This is a genomic window from Pseudidiomarina taiwanensis (genome assembly GCF_003987435.1).
GTDB lineage: Bacteria > Pseudomonadota > Gammaproteobacteria > Enterobacterales > Alteromonadaceae > Pseudidiomarina > Pseudidiomarina taiwanensis.
On sequence record NZ_PIQG01000001.1, the window covers coordinates 594,274 to 612,750 of the forward strand.

General features: G+C 49.9%; 19 protein-coding genes. 3 read left to right on the top strand and 16 right to left on the bottom strand.

Features of this window, described 5'->3' with window-relative positions; all coding sequences use genetic code 11:
* Positions 1-2: 2 nt before the first annotated feature.
* The 14 genes from CWI83_RS02810 to rpoE all read right to left on the bottom strand — a co-directional run bounded on the left by CWI83_RS02810 (position 3) and on the right by rpoE (position 14,668).
* Positions 3-1,640, bottom strand: coding sequence for a CTP synthase (locus CWI83_RS02810; protein WP_126825413.1), 1,638 nt, complete (start codon positions 1,638-1,640; stop codon positions 3-5).
* Positions 1,641-1,732: 92 nt separating this feature from the next.
* Positions 1,733-2,554 carry a nucleoside triphosphate pyrophosphohydrolase gene (gene mazG, locus CWI83_RS02815; RefSeq protein WP_198677229.1) on the bottom strand — a complete coding sequence of 274 codons (822 nt, stop codon included), beginning with the start codon at positions 2,552-2,554 and terminating at the stop codon, positions 1,733-1,735.
* Positions 2,555-2,563: 9 nt separating this feature from the next.
* Entirely contained in the window at positions 2,564-4,741 is a 2,178-nt protein-coding gene (relA, locus tag CWI83_RS02820; RefSeq protein ID WP_126825416.1) for a GTP diphosphokinase, read from the bottom strand.
* 6 nt (positions 4,742-4,747) lie between these two features.
* A complete protein-coding gene (locus CWI83_RS02825) occupies positions 4,748-6,070 on the bottom strand; it encodes a methyltransferase domain-containing protein (RefSeq protein ID WP_126825419.1) in 1,323 nt (440 codons plus the stop codon).
* Between the two features lie 20 nt (positions 6,071-6,090).
* The gene (pdxJ, locus tag CWI83_RS02830; protein ID WP_241969854.1) at positions 6,091-6,846 is read right to left on the bottom strand and encodes a pyridoxine 5'-phosphate synthase; all 756 of its coding nucleotides are present in this window, start codon (positions 6,844-6,846) and stop codon (positions 6,091-6,093) included.
* Positions 6,843-7,559, bottom strand: coding sequence for a DNA repair protein RecO (gene recO, locus CWI83_RS02835; protein ID WP_126825422.1), 717 nt, complete (start codon positions 7,557-7,559; stop codon positions 6,843-6,845). Before recO ends, pdxJ begins: the two co-directional genes overlap by 4 nt.
* Positions 7,560-7,561: 2 nt before the next feature.
* Positions 7,562-8,470, bottom strand: a complete 909-nt coding sequence (gene era / locus CWI83_RS02840; protein WP_126825425.1) for a GTPase Era — start codon at positions 8,468-8,470, stop codon at positions 7,562-7,564.
* Positions 8,467-9,162, bottom strand: coding sequence for a ribonuclease III (gene rnc / locus CWI83_RS02845; protein WP_126825428.1), 696 nt, complete (start codon positions 9,160-9,162; stop codon positions 8,467-8,469). The genes era and rnc overlap by 4 nt, the downstream gene beginning before the upstream one ends.
* 3 nt (positions 9,163-9,165) lie before the next feature.
* Entirely contained in the window at positions 9,166-10,056 is an 891-nt protein-coding gene (gene lepB, locus CWI83_RS02850) for a signal peptidase I (RefSeq protein WP_126825431.1), read from the bottom strand.
* A 6-nt stretch (positions 10,057-10,062) separates the two neighbouring features.
* Positions 10,063-11,874 (bottom strand): translation elongation factor 4, encoded by a 1,812-nt coding sequence (gene lepA, locus CWI83_RS02855; protein WP_126825434.1) that lies wholly within the window; start codon positions 11,872-11,874, stop codon positions 10,063-10,065.
* A gap of 110 nt (positions 11,875-11,984) precedes the next feature.
* The gene (locus tag CWI83_RS02860; protein ID WP_126825437.1) at positions 11,985-12,419 is read right to left on the bottom strand and encodes a SoxR reducing system RseC family protein; all 435 of its coding nucleotides are present in this window, start codon (positions 12,417-12,419) and stop codon (positions 11,985-11,987) included.
* On the bottom strand, positions 12,419-13,432 hold the full coding sequence (locus tag CWI83_RS02865; protein ID WP_126825440.1) for a MucB/RseB C-terminal domain-containing protein: 1,014 nt from the start codon (positions 13,430-13,432) through the stop codon (positions 12,419-12,421). The genes CWI83_RS02860 and CWI83_RS02865 overlap by 1 nt, the downstream gene beginning before the upstream one ends.
* Positions 13,422-14,063 (bottom strand): RseA family anti-sigma factor, encoded by a 642-nt coding sequence (locus CWI83_RS02870; protein ID WP_126825443.1) that lies wholly within the window; start codon positions 14,061-14,063, stop codon positions 13,422-13,424. Before CWI83_RS02870 ends, CWI83_RS02865 begins: the two co-directional genes overlap by 11 nt.
* A gap of 26 nt (positions 14,064-14,089) precedes the next feature.
* Positions 14,090-14,668: an RNA polymerase sigma factor RpoE gene (gene rpoE / locus CWI83_RS02875; protein ID WP_126825446.1), complete on the bottom strand. Its 579-nt coding sequence runs from the start codon at positions 14,666-14,668 to the stop codon at positions 14,090-14,092.
* Positions 14,669-14,841: 173 nt separating this feature from the next.
* Here rpoE and nadB point away from each other — a divergent pair, with 173 nt between their 5' ends.
* The gene (gene nadB / locus CWI83_RS02880) at positions 14,842-16,431 is read left to right on the top strand and encodes an L-aspartate oxidase (RefSeq protein ID WP_126825449.1); all 1,590 of its coding nucleotides are present in this window, start codon (positions 14,842-14,844) and stop codon (positions 16,429-16,431) included.
* Here nadB and CWI83_RS02885 read toward each other — a convergent pair.
* Positions 16,387-16,671 (bottom strand): hypothetical protein, encoded by a 285-nt coding sequence (locus CWI83_RS02885; protein WP_126825452.1) that lies wholly within the window; start codon positions 16,669-16,671, stop codon positions 16,387-16,389. The genes nadB and CWI83_RS02885 overlap by 45 nt on opposite strands.
* A gap of 1 nt (position 16,672) precedes the next feature.
* Positions 16,673-16,945, bottom strand: a complete 273-nt coding sequence (locus tag CWI83_RS02890; RefSeq protein ID WP_126825455.1) for an FAD assembly factor SdhE — start codon at positions 16,943-16,945, stop codon at positions 16,673-16,675.
* Positions 16,946-17,025: 80 nt separating this feature from the next.
* Here CWI83_RS02890 and ygfZ point away from each other — a divergent pair, with 80 nt between their 5' ends.
* Both ygfZ and CWI83_RS02900 read left to right on the top strand, forming a co-directional pair.
* On the top strand, positions 17,026-17,970 hold the full coding sequence (gene ygfZ / locus CWI83_RS02895; RefSeq protein WP_241969855.1) for a tRNA-modifying protein YgfZ: 945 nt from the start codon (positions 17,026-17,028) through the stop codon (positions 17,968-17,970).
* Complete coding sequence (locus CWI83_RS02900; RefSeq protein WP_126825461.1) at positions 17,967-18,452, top strand: FKBP-type peptidyl-prolyl cis-trans isomerase; 486 nt, start codon at positions 17,967-17,969, stop codon at positions 18,450-18,452. Before ygfZ ends, CWI83_RS02900 begins: the two co-directional genes overlap by 4 nt.
* The last annotated feature ends 25 nt before the right edge of the window (positions 18,453-18,477 follow it).

The following is an 18,477-nucleotide window of genomic DNA, read 5'->3' on the forward strand; positions in this document are numbered from 1 at the left end:
CGTTAGCTGTGGCGTTGTTTTTGATATAAAGCAGCGGCCTCAATAAAGCCGCGGAATAATGGGTGCCCATCACGCGGAGTTGAGGTGAACTCCGGGTGGAACTGAGCAGCAACAAACCAAGGATGATTCGGGTTTTCAATAATTTCGACCAACCGATTATCGAACGACCAGCCAGAAATCACTAAACCCGCTTGCTGTAATTGCTCAACGTATTGGCCATTCACTTCATAGCGATGGCGGTGACGCTCTTTAATCTCTGCTTGACCATACAATTCGAAGGCTTTGGTTCCTTCAACCAAATTACATGGTTGCGCACCCAAGCGCATGGTACCGCCCAGATCAGAACTTTGATCACGCAATTCTTTTTGCCCTTTAGCATCCATCCATTCGGTGATCAGCCCCACCACTGGATGCGCTGACTTAGGATTAAACTCAGAACTGTTAGCCCCCTCAAGCCCTGCGACATTGCGCGCAAACTCAATCAGAGCAACTTGCATCCCTAAGCAGATGCCAAGGTATGGGATATTATTTTCACGCGCGTACTGCGCCGCAATAATTTTGCCTTCGATACCACGCTCACCAAAACCACCTGGGACAATAATGGCATCGACATCAGCTAATTTACCCACCCCTTTGGTTTCGAGGTCTTGAGCATCAATATAACGAATATTAACGGTCAAACGATTCTTTAAACCAGCGTGCGCAAGCGCCTCGTTTACTGATTTGTAGGCATCGGGTAACTCGATGTATTTACCGACGAAACCAACGGTCACTTCGCCGCTTGGGTTGGATTCTTGATAAAGAACTTGTTCCCATTCACTTAGGTTCGCTTCGGGGCGATCGAGACGGAATCGACTGACGACGATTTCATCCAGTCCCTGTGATTTCAACAAGGCTGGAATTTTATAAATACTATCGACATCTTTAAGCCCAATAACTGCACGCTCCTCAACATTGGTGAACAGTGCAATTTTGGCGCGCTCATTCGCAGGTAGCGCACGATCAGAGCGACAGACTAGGATATCCGGTTGAATTCCAATTGAGCGCAGCTCTTTTACCGAGTGTTGCGTCGGCTTGGTTTTCACCTCACCCGCAGCACCTAGGAAAGGGACCAGCGTCAAGTGCATAAACAGGGTATGGTCACGGCCCACTTCGGTTGCCAGTTGGCGAATAGCCTCAAGAAATGGCTGTGACTCAATGTCACCTACGGTGCCACCGATCTCGATAATCGCGACATCGAAACCGTCACCACCATCGACGATGCGGCGCTTAATTTCGTTGGTGATGTGCGGAATAACCTGAATGGTTGCACCTAAAAACTCACCTTTGCGCTCACGTCGAATGATATCTTCATAGACGCGTCCCGCAGTGAAGTTGTTCTTCTTCGACATCCGGGTGCGAATAAAACGCTCGTAATGACCCAAGTCAAGATCCGTTTCCGCACCATCTTCGGTCACGAAGACTTCACCATGCTGGGTTGGACTCATAGTGCCCGGGTCAACGTTGATGTAAGGGTCGAGTTTGAGAATCGTGACCTTTAAGCCACGTGCTTCAAGAATTGCCGCCAATGAAGCTGCAGCAATGCCTTTGCCCAGCGAAGACACCACACCGCCGGTGACGAAAATATAATTAGTTGTCATGCGAAACCTAAGTCGTCAGGTTAAAAAAGGAAATGCTTCAAGACGGGAAAATAGTATACCCTAGCACCGCTAGGACGACAAATATATTCGCACTACTTCTCGTTCGCTTTAACTTTACCCCACAGCGCTTCAAGTTCCGCCAAACTCTGCTCGGCTGGGGTTAGCCCTTGCGCAGCCAAGCTTGCTTCAATGGCTTGAAAGCGTTGTTTAAATTTACGGTTGGTTTGCTGTAAGGCCGCCTCAGGGTTTACCTGACAATGCCGCGCGAGATTCACCACGGCAAACAACAAGTCCCCTATTTCTGCAGCGACCGCTTCTTGGTTGCCGCGTTCTAACTCGACTCGGACCTCATCGAGTTCTTCCTCGATTTTATCCAGCACTGGGGCTTTTTCGGTCCAATCAAACCCCACACTCGCTGCCCGTTTTTGCAGCTTATTTGCCATTAATATAGCCGGTAAATTGTGTGGAATATCGCGAAAAACCGTTGGCTCTTCGGGCGCTTTCGCAAGTCGTTCCTGTTGTTTAATTTGTTCCCAGCGCGCTTTAATTTCAGCATCTGATGGGCGTTTGTCGTTCTTCCCCAACGGCCGCCCATCCTCAGCGTAAACATGGGGATGTCGACGAATCAGTTTCGCCGCAGTGCCCGCAGCGATGCTGTCAAAATCAAATGCGGCTTGCTCGGCCCCTAATTTGGCGTAAAACACAACCTGAAAGAGCAAATCACCCAGCTCGTCGGCAATCTCATCCATATTGCCTTGCTCAATTGCCGCCATCACCTCGTAAACTTCTTCTTGAGTGTATGGCAATAATGACTGCATGGTTTGTTTTTGATCCCAAGGACAACCTGTGTCGGGGTCACGAAGCCGCTCCATCACCTCAAGTAATGCCCTTACTCCCGCCAAATCGGCAGCCATATTCAACTCCTAACCCTGTGCCCGCGTTACCTGATGAACGCCTTTTAATTGCTGTAACCGATTACAGATCCGTTGCAAACTCGCTTGACTGGAGACCATCACTGCCACTCTTAAATGCGCCTGGTGAGTATGGTCATCTGATTCTGAATCTAGGCGCACGACGCTTGCCTTTTCGGCAGTCAGCACCGTGGTGATATCGTGTAGCAAGCCGGTGCGATCGTCCGCCTCAAGCATCAGATCGACGCGATATTGTCCCTGCTCGGCATTTTCCCAAGTCACTTGCAGTGCTCGCTCTGGATGTTGCGTCAATAAATTATGCAGTTGCTCACAATCCGCACGATGCACGGATACCCCGCGTCCTTGGGTCACAAACCCCATAATCTTGTCGCCTGGAATAGGTTGGCAACACTTGGCAAAACTCACCATCAAGTTACCCATGCCTTGGACCGCAACTTCAGCTTTCTTCTGCCCCAGCTGCTGCGCTTGACGTTCAAGTTTCCGGTTGGTTTTTACACTCGGTTCAGGCGCTGCCGGCTTCAGTTGGTTCACCACCTGTTGCAGGCGCACATCACCGGCACCAATTGCTGCTAACAAATCATCCAACTGGCTCATGTTGAACCGCTCAATGACTTGATTCGCATCACTCAACGGAATGTCGAGCTTATTCAATTCAGCTTCGAGAAGCTCTTTCCCGGCGGCCAGATTCTTGTCACGGTCGAGCTTCTTGAAATAAGTTTGGACCTTGCTCCGCGCGCGCGCCGTGTTTAAATATCCTAAGTTGGGGTTTAACCAATCGCGCCGTGGTTGCCCATTTTTCTGAGTTAAAATCTCAACTCGTTCACCATTTTTCAGTCGATAGGTAAAAGGAACAATGCGGCCATCGACTTTCGCTCCAACACAGCGATGTCCGACTTGAGAATGGACATAATAGGCGAAATCGAGCGGTGTGGCGCCGGCGGGCAAGTCCATAACTTCCCCTTTTGGGGTAAACACGTACACCCGATCTTCGAACACCTGCGAGCGAATTTCTTCAACCAATTCGCCACTTTCGGCCATCTCATCTTGCCAGGCTAACAGCTTGCGTAACCAAGCAATGCGATCTTCAAAACTTGAACCTTTACCAGCTTGACCACCCTCTTTGTAACGCCAATGCGCAGCCACCCCAAGCTCGGCATCATCATGCATTTGTGCAGTCCGAATTTGGATTTCGACATGTTTATCGTCAGGACCATTAACGACCGTATGAATCGATTGATAGCCATTGGCTTTTGGAGTCGCAATATAGTCGTCAAACTCTGCCGCTATATGACGCCATTGGCTATGCACTATACCTAAGGCGGCATAGCAGTCTTTTAGATTGTGGGTAATCACCCGTACTGCGCGAATATCGTAGAGTTGCTCGAAGCCTAGGTGCTTTTTCTGCATCTTGCGCCAAATCGAGAAAATATGTTTAGGTCGTCCATAAACCTCAGCTTCGATTCCCTGTTCATCGAGGAGATGCTGCAATGTTTGCACAAAATCATCGATGTAACGCTCCCGATCGACGCGACGTTCGTGCAGGTTTTTAGCAATCGCTTTATAGGTGGTTGGATGTAAATAACGGAACGAGAGATCTTCGAGCTCCCACTTTAACTGACCGATACCGAGTCGGTTTGCGAGCGGCGCATAAATCTCTTGGCAGGCAGTTGCAGCTAACACCCGCGTTTCCTCATCCGCATCTTTCACTTCGCGCAGAAAACAAATGCGCTCGGCGAGTTTAAGCAACACGGCCCGCACATCGGTCACCATAGTGAGCAGCATCCGTCGTACCGCATCGATTTGTTGCGCGTTCGGTTGGCCATGTTGAAAGTGCTGCAAGTCGCTTAAACTGCGCAAATGCTCAACCGCGTCGAGCAAGTTTACAACAGGTTCGCCACAACAATCGGCAACGTCTTCGCGGCTGATGCAACCCGCCTCATATGCTGGCTCTAGCAAGGCCGCCTCAAGGGTTTCTTGATCAAGATTTAATTCGGCCAAGATCTCGACCATTTCCTGCCCTTTCAATAAGGCAGCGGGGACCTTCTGGCAGCGTTGTTGTAACCACTGCGCGTGTTCGCGAAGCCGAGCTGAGCGCTCTGCCGAACTCACTTGTGCGAGCCAATCGCCTTGTTGGTGCGGCTTGTCGACGTGAGTACTGCGAATGAACACTGTGGTTTACTCCTTGCTAAATAACCCAATGAGCTCAATGTGATGGGTCTGTGGGAACATGTCAACAACTTGTACCTTGCGCAGTTTGAACCCACCTTGCTGCAACACGCCAGCGTCGCGTGCAAAAGTGTCAGGGGCGCAGGAGACATAGACAATAGTATCGACCGCAGGTGCTTTGGTAAGTTCCTCGCATACTTGTCGAGCGCCCGCTCGGGCAGGATCGAGAAATGCTTTATTGAACGCGGGCTGCGCCCATTTTTGTCGACGCCAGGGCTGGTCTAAATCAGCATGCACTGCTTTGATATTGAGTCCGCGCTGTTGTGCTTGTGCTTGCAAGCGCTCAACCATACTCGGCACCCCTTCAACCGCGGTAAGCTGAGCACCACTTGCGGCAATCTTTAGGGAAAAATTACCCGCACCGGCGAAACATTCGAGAATCTGATCTGAAGTGTTTGGGTCCAACCAAGCAACAGCGGTTTCAACCAGTTGTAGATTGAGCGCAGCGTTGGCCTGCAGAAAGTCACCCGGATAGAATTCAATTGATCCGCTGGCACTTGGATACCGTGGCAGTTCTTGCTCGGGACTGAGCGGGCTCGGTAATGCCTCCCCAACCCGCCACCAAACCTGCAACTGTTGTTGCTCACTCAACTGCATTAAACGCTGCTGATCAGCCGCAGATAACTCAGTCACAGCTCCGTGCAAGTGCAACAACACTTGCGGAACTGTGGCGTCGATCAATTCAACATGACCGAGCTGCTTAACCAAATCGAGTTGCGCCAAAGCGTGCTGTAGTGGGCGCAACAGCTCACTCAATGCTGCGCTTAGGGTTAAACATTGCTCCACAGCAATAATCGTTTTGCTTTGTTTAGCGCGAAATCCTAACGTCAATTTTTGCTGACGCGGATTCCAATGCACTGCAAGGCGTGCTCGCTGCCGATAGTGCCAGCCCTCTGCTGCGATAATCGGCAACATTTCAGTGGCACTGATCGCGCCGTACTTCTGCAACAGTTCACCGACCACACGTTGTTTATGCGCGCGCTGGTCGGTCACGCTTAGATGTTGCAGATCACAGCCTCCGCACTGCTGATAATACTTGCAAGGCGGCGCCACACGCTGTTCTGATGACTGCCGGATTCGTTCACAGGTGGCCTGATGTTTACCGGTAATGGTGTAATCAATCTCATCACCTGGTACCACCCCAGCGACAAAATAACTTTGGCCTTGGTGACGAACAATCCCGCGCCCTTGATGATCTAATCCCACTACGGGCTGGGCATTGATCCGTTGGCGCTTAACCGTGGTTTTCTTGGGCCGATAAAATTGCGCCATGAAGTCACTCGCTCAATGCGTTAAATGCCTGCCCGTGCTTGCAACATAAGTTGCTTCATATCACGCACTGCGGTATCCAAACCAACTAAACTCGCCCGTGCGATGATGGCATGGCCAATATTTAATTCGACCAATTGCGGTATCGCGGCAATCGGCGCAGTATTGAAATAATGCAAACCGTGTCCAGCATTCACTTGCAAGCCAAGATCGTGCGCATACTCGGCAGCTGTCACAAGCTGTGCAAGTGCAGCCTGCGCAGCGGTTGCATTGGATTGTTCGGCATAATGACCGGTGTGAAGTTCAATAATCGGCGCGCCCGTGGCTTTGGCCGCATCGATCTGGGCTTTGTCGGCATCGATAAACAGCGAGGTTTCGATGCCTGCTTCGGCAAGTTCAGTGACCGCAGCGCTAATGCGTTGCTGTTGGCCAACAACATCCAAACCGCCCTCAGTAGTCAACTCCTCGCGTTTTTCGGGAACCAAACAACAGTAAGTTGGCTTAATTCGGGTCGCAATCGCTAACATTTCGTCAGTGACGGCCATTTCAAGATTCATTCGGGTTTGAATGGTTTCAGCCAAAATCTCAACGTCACGGTCACGGATATGCCGGCGATCTTCGCGTAAGTGCACAGTGATTCCATCCGCTCCGGCCTGCTCTGCTAACGCTGCGGCAGTGACTGGATCGGGATAATTGACCCCGCGCGCATTGCGAATGGTGGCAATATGATCGATATTCACACCCAATAAAATCTGCCCTGGCATAATAACTTCACTCATTGTCCTGTTCCTATGCTACCTGTTCCCGTACTAAACAAGCTTCGACTCTTTAACGGAGTCGCGCCCAAATGCGGACGCAGTGCTTGTCGCATCACCGCCTTAAGCAGACTCAGCGGTACCTCAATATCCCAATAACCATCGCCACAGCGAATAATATCCGCGCCAAGATACGGGCCATCTGCTTGCTGCACAAACCCGCTCTCAGCAATAAAACCATAACGTTGTTGCGCTTGGATTGGTTCAGCCGTGTGAGCACAGGCTTGCCAATCAAAACCATGCCCTAGGTGCTCTAATAGCGCCCACTCAAAGCGCCGTAATGCAACTTCTAGCGCTGCTGATGGCGCGCTTTGAGATAACTGGCTTAACTCAGCGAGTGCCGCCTGATAAGCGCTGAAAAGCTCATCGGCTGGTTGCATTGGTCCTGTACAGCGTTGGATTAATTCATTTAAATAAAAGCCACTGAACAACATTTTGCCGCTCAGGGGCAGCAGTGGCGCGCTGACCTCAGCACGCGTCAGTGTCTGCAGTTCGCCGCGACCACGATACTCGAGTTCAAGTAAGGTAAAAGGTTGCAGTATCCCTCGCCAAGGGCTCTTCGCACGCTTCGCACCTTTAGCGACGGTTCTTATGCGGCCATTTTCTGCGGTAAATAGCTCAACAATCAGACTCGTCTCTTGGAACGGCCACCGATGTAAAACGTAGCCGAGTTCCATCTTTAGTCCTCGCCATAGCCAAGACTGCGCAACGCGCGCTCGTCATCAGCCCAGCCGGATTTCACTTTCACCCACAGTTGCAAATGCACCTTACCGTCAATCAGCCGTTCAATATCACGACGAGCTTCTGTCCCAATGGTTTTTAATTTGCTGCCACCGGCGCCAATTACCATGCGTTTTTGCCCATCTCGTTCGACCAAGATGAGCGCGTGAATATGCGCTGTTCCGGCTTCAGAGTACTTGAACTGCTCAATTTCAACAGTGGTGCTGTAGGGTAATTCATCGCCGGTGAAGCGCATCAACTTTTCGCGAATAATTTCTGCCGTCATAAATCGCAATGAGCGGTCGGTGACGTAATCTTCTGGAAAGTGATGGATCCCAGTCGCGGCATAGCCATGAACGACTTCGCGTAATAATTCGAGCTGGTCACCTGAACGTGCGGACAGCGGAATCACGTGTGCAAATGGATAAACTTGGCTCACTTCCTGTAAAAACGGTAGCAAGCTACTCTTATCTTTGTGTAAATCGATTTTATTCACGACTAACACCACAGGCCGTTGCGCTTGCTTTAGCTTGCTCAAAACCAGCTCATCATCACTAGTCCAGCGCCCTGCCTCGACCACGAACAAAACCAACTCAACACCGCTCAGCGAAGAATGAGCCGCCCGGTTCATCAAGCGGTTTATGGCGCGCTTTTCATCTTGGTGCAAACCTGGGGTATCCACATAAACAATCTGGGTCTGAGTGTTTGAGTCAGTTTCGATACCCAAAATACGATGTCGCGTTGTTTGTGGCTTACTCGAGGTAATACTGACTTTTTGTCCCAGCAAGCGATTAAGCAAAGTCGATTTACCGACATTGGGGCGTCCAACGATAGCCACAAAAGCGGCTTTAGAATTTTGTTCGGTCATTTCTTTGGCTGCTCCTCGATAGCCGCTAACACCAGTTCCGCAGCCTGTTGCTCGGCTTTGCGGCGGCTCGTTCCCCGGCCTATGACCGGATCTCCCAGTAACTCGACTAGGCAGCTTACGACAAACTGTTGATTATGCGCTTGTCCGGTCGTTTCAACCACCTGATATTCAGGCAAGGCTAATTGTCGACCTTGTAAAAATTCTTGCAATCGGGTTTTCGGGTCTTTATGAACCTTGCCCGGTTGCAGTTTATCCAGCTCCGGCGCAAACCATTGCAGCACCAGATTTTTACAGGTTTCAAGGTCACTCTCGAGGTAAACCGCGCCGAGCAGAGCTTCAACGGTATCCGCCAAAATTGACTCGCGACGCTGTCCACCGCTCTTGCGTTCACCCGGTCCTAGCTCGATAAAACGTCCTAATTCAAATTTTTGCGCCAATTTTGCCAGTGATCGGCCACAGACAATCATTGCCCGCATCCGGCTTAAATTACCCTCATCAGCAGTTGGAAATCGCTCAAATAGCGCTTCAGCGATAACCAGCCCTAACACCGCATCACCGAGGAACTCGAGCCGCTCATTATGCTTTGCTGCGGCACTTCTGTGGGTCAGCGCCCGCTGTCGTCGCTCGACGTTATTAAACTGATAGCCAAATGCTTTTTCTAGCTTCGCAATCGGTGGTTTTGGTAAACTCAAATCTTACTCCACCGTGCCGAGTCGCTGCCAACGCACACCTGTTGGGAACCATTGTGGGAGCCAACTATCAGCGCTGCGATCCATCTCAAAGCTCATCCAAATAAACGAAGCGCGTCCGACGAGATTTTGCTCCGGTACAAAACCCCAAAAACGGCTATCTTCTGAATTATCACGGTTATCACCCATCATGAAATAGTGACCAGCTGGGACAACCCACTCACCTGATAAATTGGCGCTGGCAGGATTGACGAGAATTTCATGCGAACTCTCGCCAAGCTGTTCAGTAAAACGAAGCAAGGGAGTTGAGCCCGAGAAATAGACCTCATTCTGTTGTTGCGCCGTTTTTCGAATCATCTCCAACGGCGGACACTGAGCAGCAGTATCTGCGCAGGCTGGCTGAATATACAAGGTCTTGTTCTGATAAATGATGCGATCACCGGGTAAACCGACAACCCGTTTGATATAGTCAAAGCTCTCATCAGGTGGATATTTGAATACCGCGATATCGCCCCGCTCTGGCTTGCCAAGGTTGACCAATTCAGTTCGCCAAATCGGATCGCGTAAGCTGTAGCTATACTTTTCGACCAAAATAAAGTCACCAGCAAGCATGGTCGGCATCATCGATGCCGATGGAATCCGAAATGGTTCGTACACAAAGCTGCGCAACAATAAAATAATCAGCAAGATTGGAAATACCGACTGGGCAAATTCTGCTAACCCACCTTGCGGGGCGAGTCGCTCCCGCGCTTCAGCATCGAGCTGTTGTTGCAAGCGCTGCTCTTCTGCCGCAATCCGCGCTTCACGCTTAGGTTTGTTCACCTTCGCGTCATACCACCAGATTAATCCTGCGGCGATACATACGAGCGTCAAAAGGACCGAGTAAAAATTTGCCATGGCGGCTTACTTCCCTACTTTTAGAACGGCTAAAAAGGCTTCTTGTGGAACTTCCACATTACCAAGCTGCTTCATTCGCTTTTTCCCTTCTTTTTGCTTTTGCAGCAGCTTTTTCTTACGGCTCACGTCGCCGCCATAACACTTCGCAGTTACGTTCTTACGCAATTGTTTTACCGTAGAACGAGCAATAACATGGGTGCCAATGACCGCCTGAATCGCGATATCAAACATTTGTCGAGGGATCAGTTCACGCATTTTCTCGACCAACTCACGGCCACGCCCTTGTGAGTTATCGCGGTGAGTAATCATGGCTAAGGCATCAACACGATCGCCGTTGATAAGTATATCTACGCGCACCATATCGGCTTCTTGGAAGCGCTTAAAATGGTAATCCAAGCTGGCATAGCCGCGACTGGTCGACTTCAACCGATCAAAGAAGTCCATCACGACTTCAGCCATCGGTAGCTCATAAGTGACCGCAACCTGCTTACCGTGATAAGCCATCTTGGTTTGCACCCCACGCTTATCGACACACAAGGTAATCACGTTCCCCAAATATTCTTGTGGCACCAAAATATTGGCTTCGACAATCGGCTCATAAATCGTTTCGATATCATTTACTGCCGGCAGATTGGATGGATTATCAACGTTTACTTCACGGCCATCTTTACGCAAAACCTTGTACACCACGGTCGGCGCAGTGGTGATTAAGTCGATATCATATTCACGCTCTAAACGCTCTTGAATGATTTCCATATGCAGCATCCCAAGGAAGCCACAACGGAAACCAAAACCCAGCGCCGCACTGTTTTCAGGTTCGTAAAACAATGACGCATCATTTAACGAGAGTTTACCGAGCGCATCACGAAAACTTTCGTAGTCATCGGAAGAGATTGGGAACATCCCAGCATAAACTTGCGGTTTAACCTTTTTAAATCCTGGCAGTGGTGCTTCAGCAGGCGTCTTGGCGAGAGTTAGGGTATCCCCAACTGGCGCTCCGGTGATTTCTTTGATCCCGGCAATCACAAAACCCACTTCACCACAGCGCAAAATGCCGGTTTCAGTTTGCTTCGGTGAAAAGTAACCGACTTTATCGATTTGGTAACTTTGTCCGGTCGACATCACTTTCATTTTGTCGCCGGCACGCAAGGTACCGTTTTTGACTCGAACTAAACTGACAACCCCTTGGTAATTATCAAACCAAGAGTCAATAATAAGTGCTTGCACTGGGGCATCAGCATCACCGTTTGGTGGCGGGATTTGGCGCACGATACGCTCAAGCACATCGCCAATACCAATCCCCGTTTTCGCCGAACACTGCACCGCATCAATCGCCTCGATACCGACAATATCTTCGATTTCTTCAGCGACCCGCATCGGCTCTGCTTGCGGCAAGTCGATCTTATTCAAAACCGGCACGACTTCGAGATCCATTTCAATTGCGGTGTAGCAATTCGCCAATGTCTGCGCCTCAACACCTTGCGCCGCATCAACCACCAATAAAGCGCCCTCACAGCCCGCCAAACTCCGCGAAACTTCATAAGAAAAGTCAACGTGACCAGGCGTATCGATAAAGTTCAATTGATACACTTCGCCATCCTCTGCGGTGTAGTGCAAGGTAACGCTTTGAGCCTTAATGGTAATGCCGCGTTCGCGCTCAAGATCCATAGAGTCGAGGACTTGTTCTGCCATCTCACGATCAGTCAAACCACCACAATGTTGGATCAAACGATCAGATAGCGTCGATTTACCATGGTCAATGTGCGCAATAATTGAAAAGTTACGAATATTTGCTTGCTTAAACGCCTGCTCGGGCATTACTACACCTCAAAAAAGATGCCGATATATTGGCTTATCATACGATAAAAAGAGTTCTAGCGCAGATCATAATGATTCTGCGCCCAGGAACAAGAAATTTCGGGGGAATTCTAGCTTATTTCGGTGACTTTAAGTAGTTGTTGCACTTGCACATCGCGATGTCTCAACCATTTGCGTAAGCCTATGAAGCTCAACCCCATCGCCATAAACGCCAACACGATACTGGCCCCCTCTGACGTGCCTAAAGCTTGGCTCAGCAAGGACATCCCCAAAAGCGCAGCTAAGGGCGCACCATAAAGCAGCAGGCTGTACCGAGTCAGCGCTTGCTCAGGCAATTCTAACGTCACCGTCTCACCAATTGCAGCGTTGAAACCAAGTGGTCGTGGCACGGTAAAAACAGCTCGGCGGTCGCTAAAAGCTTTCGATATAATTCCGGCGCCACAGCTGCTCTGTTGCTGACAACCGCTGCAGCCCATCTTTAACTGGGTGGTCAGGGTAAGCTCCGCGTCACTTAATGCAATAACTTGCGCCTGCTCGCGAACCATTAAGGCTTACTCCCAACGCTTTCAGCAATTCGCGTTAGCGTTGCCGCTGGCAATTTCCCAACAACAGTGACCGCATAACGGTCATAGCGGACATTTACGATTGATTCCGGCCCTTGCCAAGCAAGCTCAGGCAAGGTTTGCTCCGACGTCGGCGTGATATAAATCGAAAATTCAGTCAAGCCATCACTGTACAGATAATAGTCTGTCGCCAAATTGGTCTCATACAAGCTGCGACTATTTTGCCGCTGCAGTTCAAAACCACTGGGTATCCAATTGGCCTTTACTGCAAACTGTGGCGCCGCGGTCGCTTGATCATAAAGTCGGGGTGGGCGTTGAACTCCGCGTAAGTCATTGAGCGAAACAGGCAACTCATTACGGAGCGTAAAGGATGTCATTTGCAATTGCTCGATCACATCGCCTTGGGGGGTCAACATTTGCATTTTCAACAACATTCCGGTGTCGCGATCAAGCCATAAGCCATAATGGTAACGACTGTTATCGCGGCTCACTAAACGTAAAAACTGTGCATCACGACCACTGACGCGCGCGCCACTTCCCAACAATACTTGATAATCCTCGTTGAGTTGCGCGAAGGTTTGATAAAACGCCGCCGGCAGTAAGCCAAAGGTCACATCACTATTTAGGCTATAGGCATTATTGTTTGGTTGAAAGTAATATGAGGTGCTATCACCCAAGCGCAAAATCCGCACATCGGGACCGTTTAGTTGCATTAACAACTCCACCTCTAGCCCATCATCGTGACGACCATGCATCCATAACAAAGGCTGTAAGCGGTCGCCTTGGGCTTTAACAATATTTGCTTCGAAGTTTAACTCTCGCAGCGCTGTAGCCATTCGATTGAACCAACGCTCACCGGCTTGTTCAGCAACAATTTGGGCATTTGGTTCAGAAGTGTTTTGAGCAAGACTTGCGGGACTAAAAGAAAATAGCGCAGTCGCCAAGATAAAACTTGTCGCGACCACGCTAGTTTGACGATAAGACTTAATTCTCATTAGGTTTAGCAGTTGCCTCTTGGCTCTGTTCTGATTCGGTTTCAGGCTTGTTTTGCTGTGCCTGTAAGCTCAACTGTAATTGGCGCTGATGGTCGAGCATGTAAGCTTGCAACAACTGGCGCTGACGGGCCACTTCCGCTGCCGATGGAGCTTGTTCTTGCACCACGGTGTTAAGGCTAACTGGATTGAGGTTACCGGCAAACGGTTGGGTCGCAAACGCGGGTTGCACAAACTCATCCGCTGCACCTTCTAGCTCGCCTGGTTGTTGCACCGAGATAACCGTTACCACCGCCACTGCGGCTGCAATCCCAACACTTGCCACCGGTTGTAAAAAGCGATCCAACTGCGCCGCCAACCACTGCCCCAAGCCCTGCCGTGCAGCTTCTTGTTGCACGGGTTCACCACTAACAGGCTTAGAAATTTCAGCGAATACTTGCGCGCTAATATCAAGCTGTTCAGTTGTCACCGCTTGCTTGCGCATTACTTGGCCAATGAGTGCATAACGATGCCAACTTTGGCAACGTTGCGGGTCTTCTAGCAGTTCGGCTACAGCACTCTGATAATCACCAGTATGGTCATCACAATGGTCATCAAACAATGCTGATGTGCTTTCTAAGCTGCGGTCTGACATATAGTTTCCTCAATCCTCAACGGGCTTTATCGCTCAAGCAACGGGCGAAGTTGTTGGTCGATGGCCTCGCGTGCTCGAAATATTCTCGAGCGCACTGTGCCAATCGGACAATCCATCTCAGCTGCTATTTCCTCATAACCTAACCCATCAATTTCCCGCAAGGTGATCGCGCGGCGCAAATCTTCAGGTAGATTATCGATGGTTCGCATTACCACGTCACGAATCTCATCAGTTAACAACATACTTTCTGGTGAAGCCGTATCACGCAGTGCATCTGCACCATCATAAAATTCAGCTTCATCGGCATCTACGTCATTCGCAGGCGGTTTCCGACCGCGGGCAACGAGATAATTTTTGGCCGTATTCACGGCAATTCGGTACAGCCACGTGTAAAACGCGCTATCTCCCCTAAAATTGTCGAGCGCACGATAGGCCTTAACAAAGGTCTCTTGTGCCACATCGGGGACGTCAGCCGCCTGTTTCACATAACGCGAAATCAAACTCATGACCTTGTGCTGATATTTCTTTACCAGCAAGTCAAATGCCCTTGAATCGCCTTGTTGTGCTCGCTGAACCAATACTTTATCGGTTTCCTGTTCGCTCATTCGAGCCTTATCTCCCCAACTCCTGACAACTCGCGATGACAAGGCAAAGCAGCGTATTTGCCTGTTCTGACAAAGCTTCAGGTAAAAAGTTCGCAAATTTTTTGCAAAAGAGTAAAATCAGCCAACATTAACGAGCTGAGTTACCCTCATTTGTTCACATTAACAGCCACTTTATGGAAATGATCCCTGATTATCAATGTGATGTTCTGATTATCGGCAGCGGCGCTGCTGGTTTAACCCTTGCCTTGCAAGTGGCTGACCATGCCCGCGTCTTGGTCTTGTCAAAAGGCCCTCTTACCGAAGGCTCAACCTATTACGCGCAAGGGGGTATCGCGGCCGTCTTCGATGAGAATGATAGCATTGAGAGCCATGTTGAAGATACCCTCATTGCAGGGGCTGGTCTTTGCGAACGCGAAGCAGTCGAATTTACGACCCGCAATGCTAAAGCGAGCTTACAGTGGCTAATTGATTTAGGGGTTGGTTTTGATCGGGGCGAATCAGGTTTCCACCTGAACCAAGAAGGTGGCCACAGCCACCGCCGGATCCTGCACGCTGCGGATGCAACTGGGCGTGAAGTGCAAACCACCTTAACCAGCAAAGTCCGAGCCCATCCAAATATTCAACTGCTCGAGCGCTTTAATGCGGTTGATCTCATTACCGGTAAACAAACAGGTCAAGCGCGTGCTTGCTATGGTGCCTATATTTGGAACCGAGTCGCTGAGAAAGTTGAAACAGTCGCCGCCAAAGTGGTTGCCTTAGCAACAGGTGGTGCGAGTAAAGTATATCAATATACCAGTAACCCAGATGTTGCTTCGGGTGATGGTATCGCAATGGCATGGCGCGCTGGTTGTCGGGTCGCCAACATGGAATTTAATCAATTTCACCCGACCTGCTTGTTCCATCCGAATGCTCAATCTTTTCTCCTGACCGAGGCCTTACGCGGCGAAGGAGCTCTTCTTAAACGCCCCGATGGCACTCGCTTTATGCCTGATTTCCACCCGGCTGCTGAACTGGCTCCTCGCGATGTGGTGGCAAGAGCGATCGATTATGAAATGAAGCGGCTCGGTGCGGATTCGATGTTTTTGGATATTTCTCATCAACCGCCTGAATTTATTCAACAGCACTTTCCGACGATTTACGAGAAGTGTTTGAGCTTAGGTATAGATATCACGCGCCAGCCGATGCCGGTGGTTCCTGCCGCGCATTATACCTGTGGTGGCGTGATGACCGATTTACACGCTCGCACCGATTTAGCCAACTTATATGCCATCGGTGAAGTCGCCTACACTGGGCTTCATGGCGCCAACCGCATGGCCAGCAACTCCCTCCTTGAGTGTCTAGTGTTCGCGCGCAGTGCCGCCCAAGATATCATCGCGCGGCTTGGTCAAATCGAACGCTTGGACAGTTTACCCAGTTGGGATGAGAGCAAAGTAAGTGAAGCTGATGAAGAAGTCATCATTCAACATAACTGGCACGAATTGCGCTTGTTCATGTGGGATTACGTTGGCATCGTGCGAACCAATAAGCGCCTGCAACGAGCGCTTAACCGCATCGCTTTATTACAACAAGAGATCGATGAATTTTATAGCCACTTCAGGGTGAGCAATAATTTGCTGGAACTGCGTAATCTAGTTTTGGTAGCTGAGCTGATTGTCCGGTCAGCCATAGCTCGGCATGAGAGTCGCGGGCTGCACTATAACCTTGATTATCCAGAACCCTCAGCGCAAGCGCTGGGCCCGACAATACTGCAGCCAACGAACTAGGCGCCGGTAAGCACGGGCGCCGCTGCGGCGCTCGGAAAACCACAACCAGCGGCTACCATGTTGACCAATAATTCGAAAGCAACTCCCCACTGGGGTGCAGAAAATATCTGCGGTGAGTTGCCATTCCTGCCCGGTTGTTAACTCGCATAGCGCCCCCTGCTCGGTATCAATAGCCCAACAGCAGGGCTGCACTTGCCACCAACTTCGGGGCTGATAAATTCGCCAGCGGCGCCCACGCACCTTAAACTTTCACACGACTCAAAATATATTCGACCATGCCGCGCAACTCATCATCTTCACAGCGCTGATGGCCCATAAACCAAGCAAACAAATCTGGGTCATCACAGGTTAGTAAACGACGAAAGACATCTTGCTGCTGTTCGCTTAAGTCGTCATAAGCCTCATCTACAAAGGGTGCGAATAGAACATCAAGTTCTAACATACCGCGCCGACAAGCCCATTTGAGACGATTTTTATTGCGCAATGCATCGGCTGATTGTTGCAGCTTTTCCATCAGTCTTTCCTTTTCACCCTTGTATTATAAAATTGCGTCCTCATATTCTGTTTAACGTTGCAAACAGCAAGAGGTCACCTGTGACTGCGATAGAGTTTACCAAAGCTGAACCAGAATTCGTAACGGTTTCCTTGCCTGATTATGGTCTTTTATCTGTGCAAGGGCCCGATACTGAAAAGTTTTTACAAGGTCAATTAAGTTGCGACCTCAACCAACTCGGGGAAGACTGCTGGAGCTACGCGGCCCACTGTGACCAAAAAGGTAAGACCCTGAGCACTCTTTTTGTTGGGCGTAGCCAGGATCGTATCTTACTCGTTAGTAGTCGCGCAGCGTTGGCTGCGAGTAAGGCTCAGCTGGATAAGTTCTCAGTGTTTAGTCAGCTCGAAATCAGCGATCTAAGTGAACAATATCCGTGTTTTGGAGTATTTGGGGCAGCGGCACCTCAGCAATTAGCAGAGCAGTTCGATCAACCGCTGGTCAGCGCCGATGCCAACTCGCTTTTTAGCCTGGATGACGCTTGGATCTTCCATCTCGGCGAACACCCACAGCAGTATCTCGTGTTGACCAAGCAAGTTGATTTTCCGACCAATGCACCGGAGCAACAGTGGCAAGCACTGGAAATTGAACGTGGTCGTGCTACCCTGCAACAACAAACCATTGCGGAGTTTGTTCCGCAAATGCTTAACGTGCATTTATTGCACGGAATCAGTTTCAGCAAAGGCTGTTACATCGGCCAAGAAACAATTGCCCGAATGAAATATTTAGGCAAACAAAAACGCGCACTATTCCGCCTCCAAGGTCAAGGTTCAGAGGTTGCCCCAGGTGCAACCATCGAACAACAACTTGGCGATAACTGGCGGCGCGCCGGTACGGTAATAAATGCAGTGAGCCGTGCTGATCAGCAACTTGATGTGTTAGCAGTATTACCGAGTGATAGCTCGGCGGATGCTCGTTTTCGCATTAAAGATGATGATGTCAGTTTCTTGGAAATACACCCACTGCCCTATAATTTGGATGAATCATGAGTCAAACTATTAGCCAAGATAAAGTCGTCGGTATCCACTACGTTGTGAAAACAACCGAAGGACAATTACTTGACCAGTCAAAAGAAGGTCAACCTCTACAATTTATCTTTGGCCGCGGTATGCTAATTAAAGGTCTAGAGAACGCGCTAGCGGGTAAAGCAACTGGCGATAAATTCGAAACTGAAATTGCCCCAGCTGATGCTTACGGCGAGCGTCACGATGGTCTTATTCAAACGGTTCCACGCAGCTTATTCGGCGATAATGAAGTCGCTCCTGGCATGCAATTCCGTGCCAGCACTGATAATGGTGAGCAATCGGTTATTATCGTCGATGTGAATGACGATGAAGTGACCGTTGATGGCAACCACCCACTCGCAGGGACCGCTTTACAGTTCGACGTTGAAGTCGTTGAAGTGCGCGATGCAACCGCAAGCGAGCTCGATCATGGTCACGTTCACCCGAACGGTCAAGACCACGACTAAGCGTCGACTTTGAACGATAAAACCG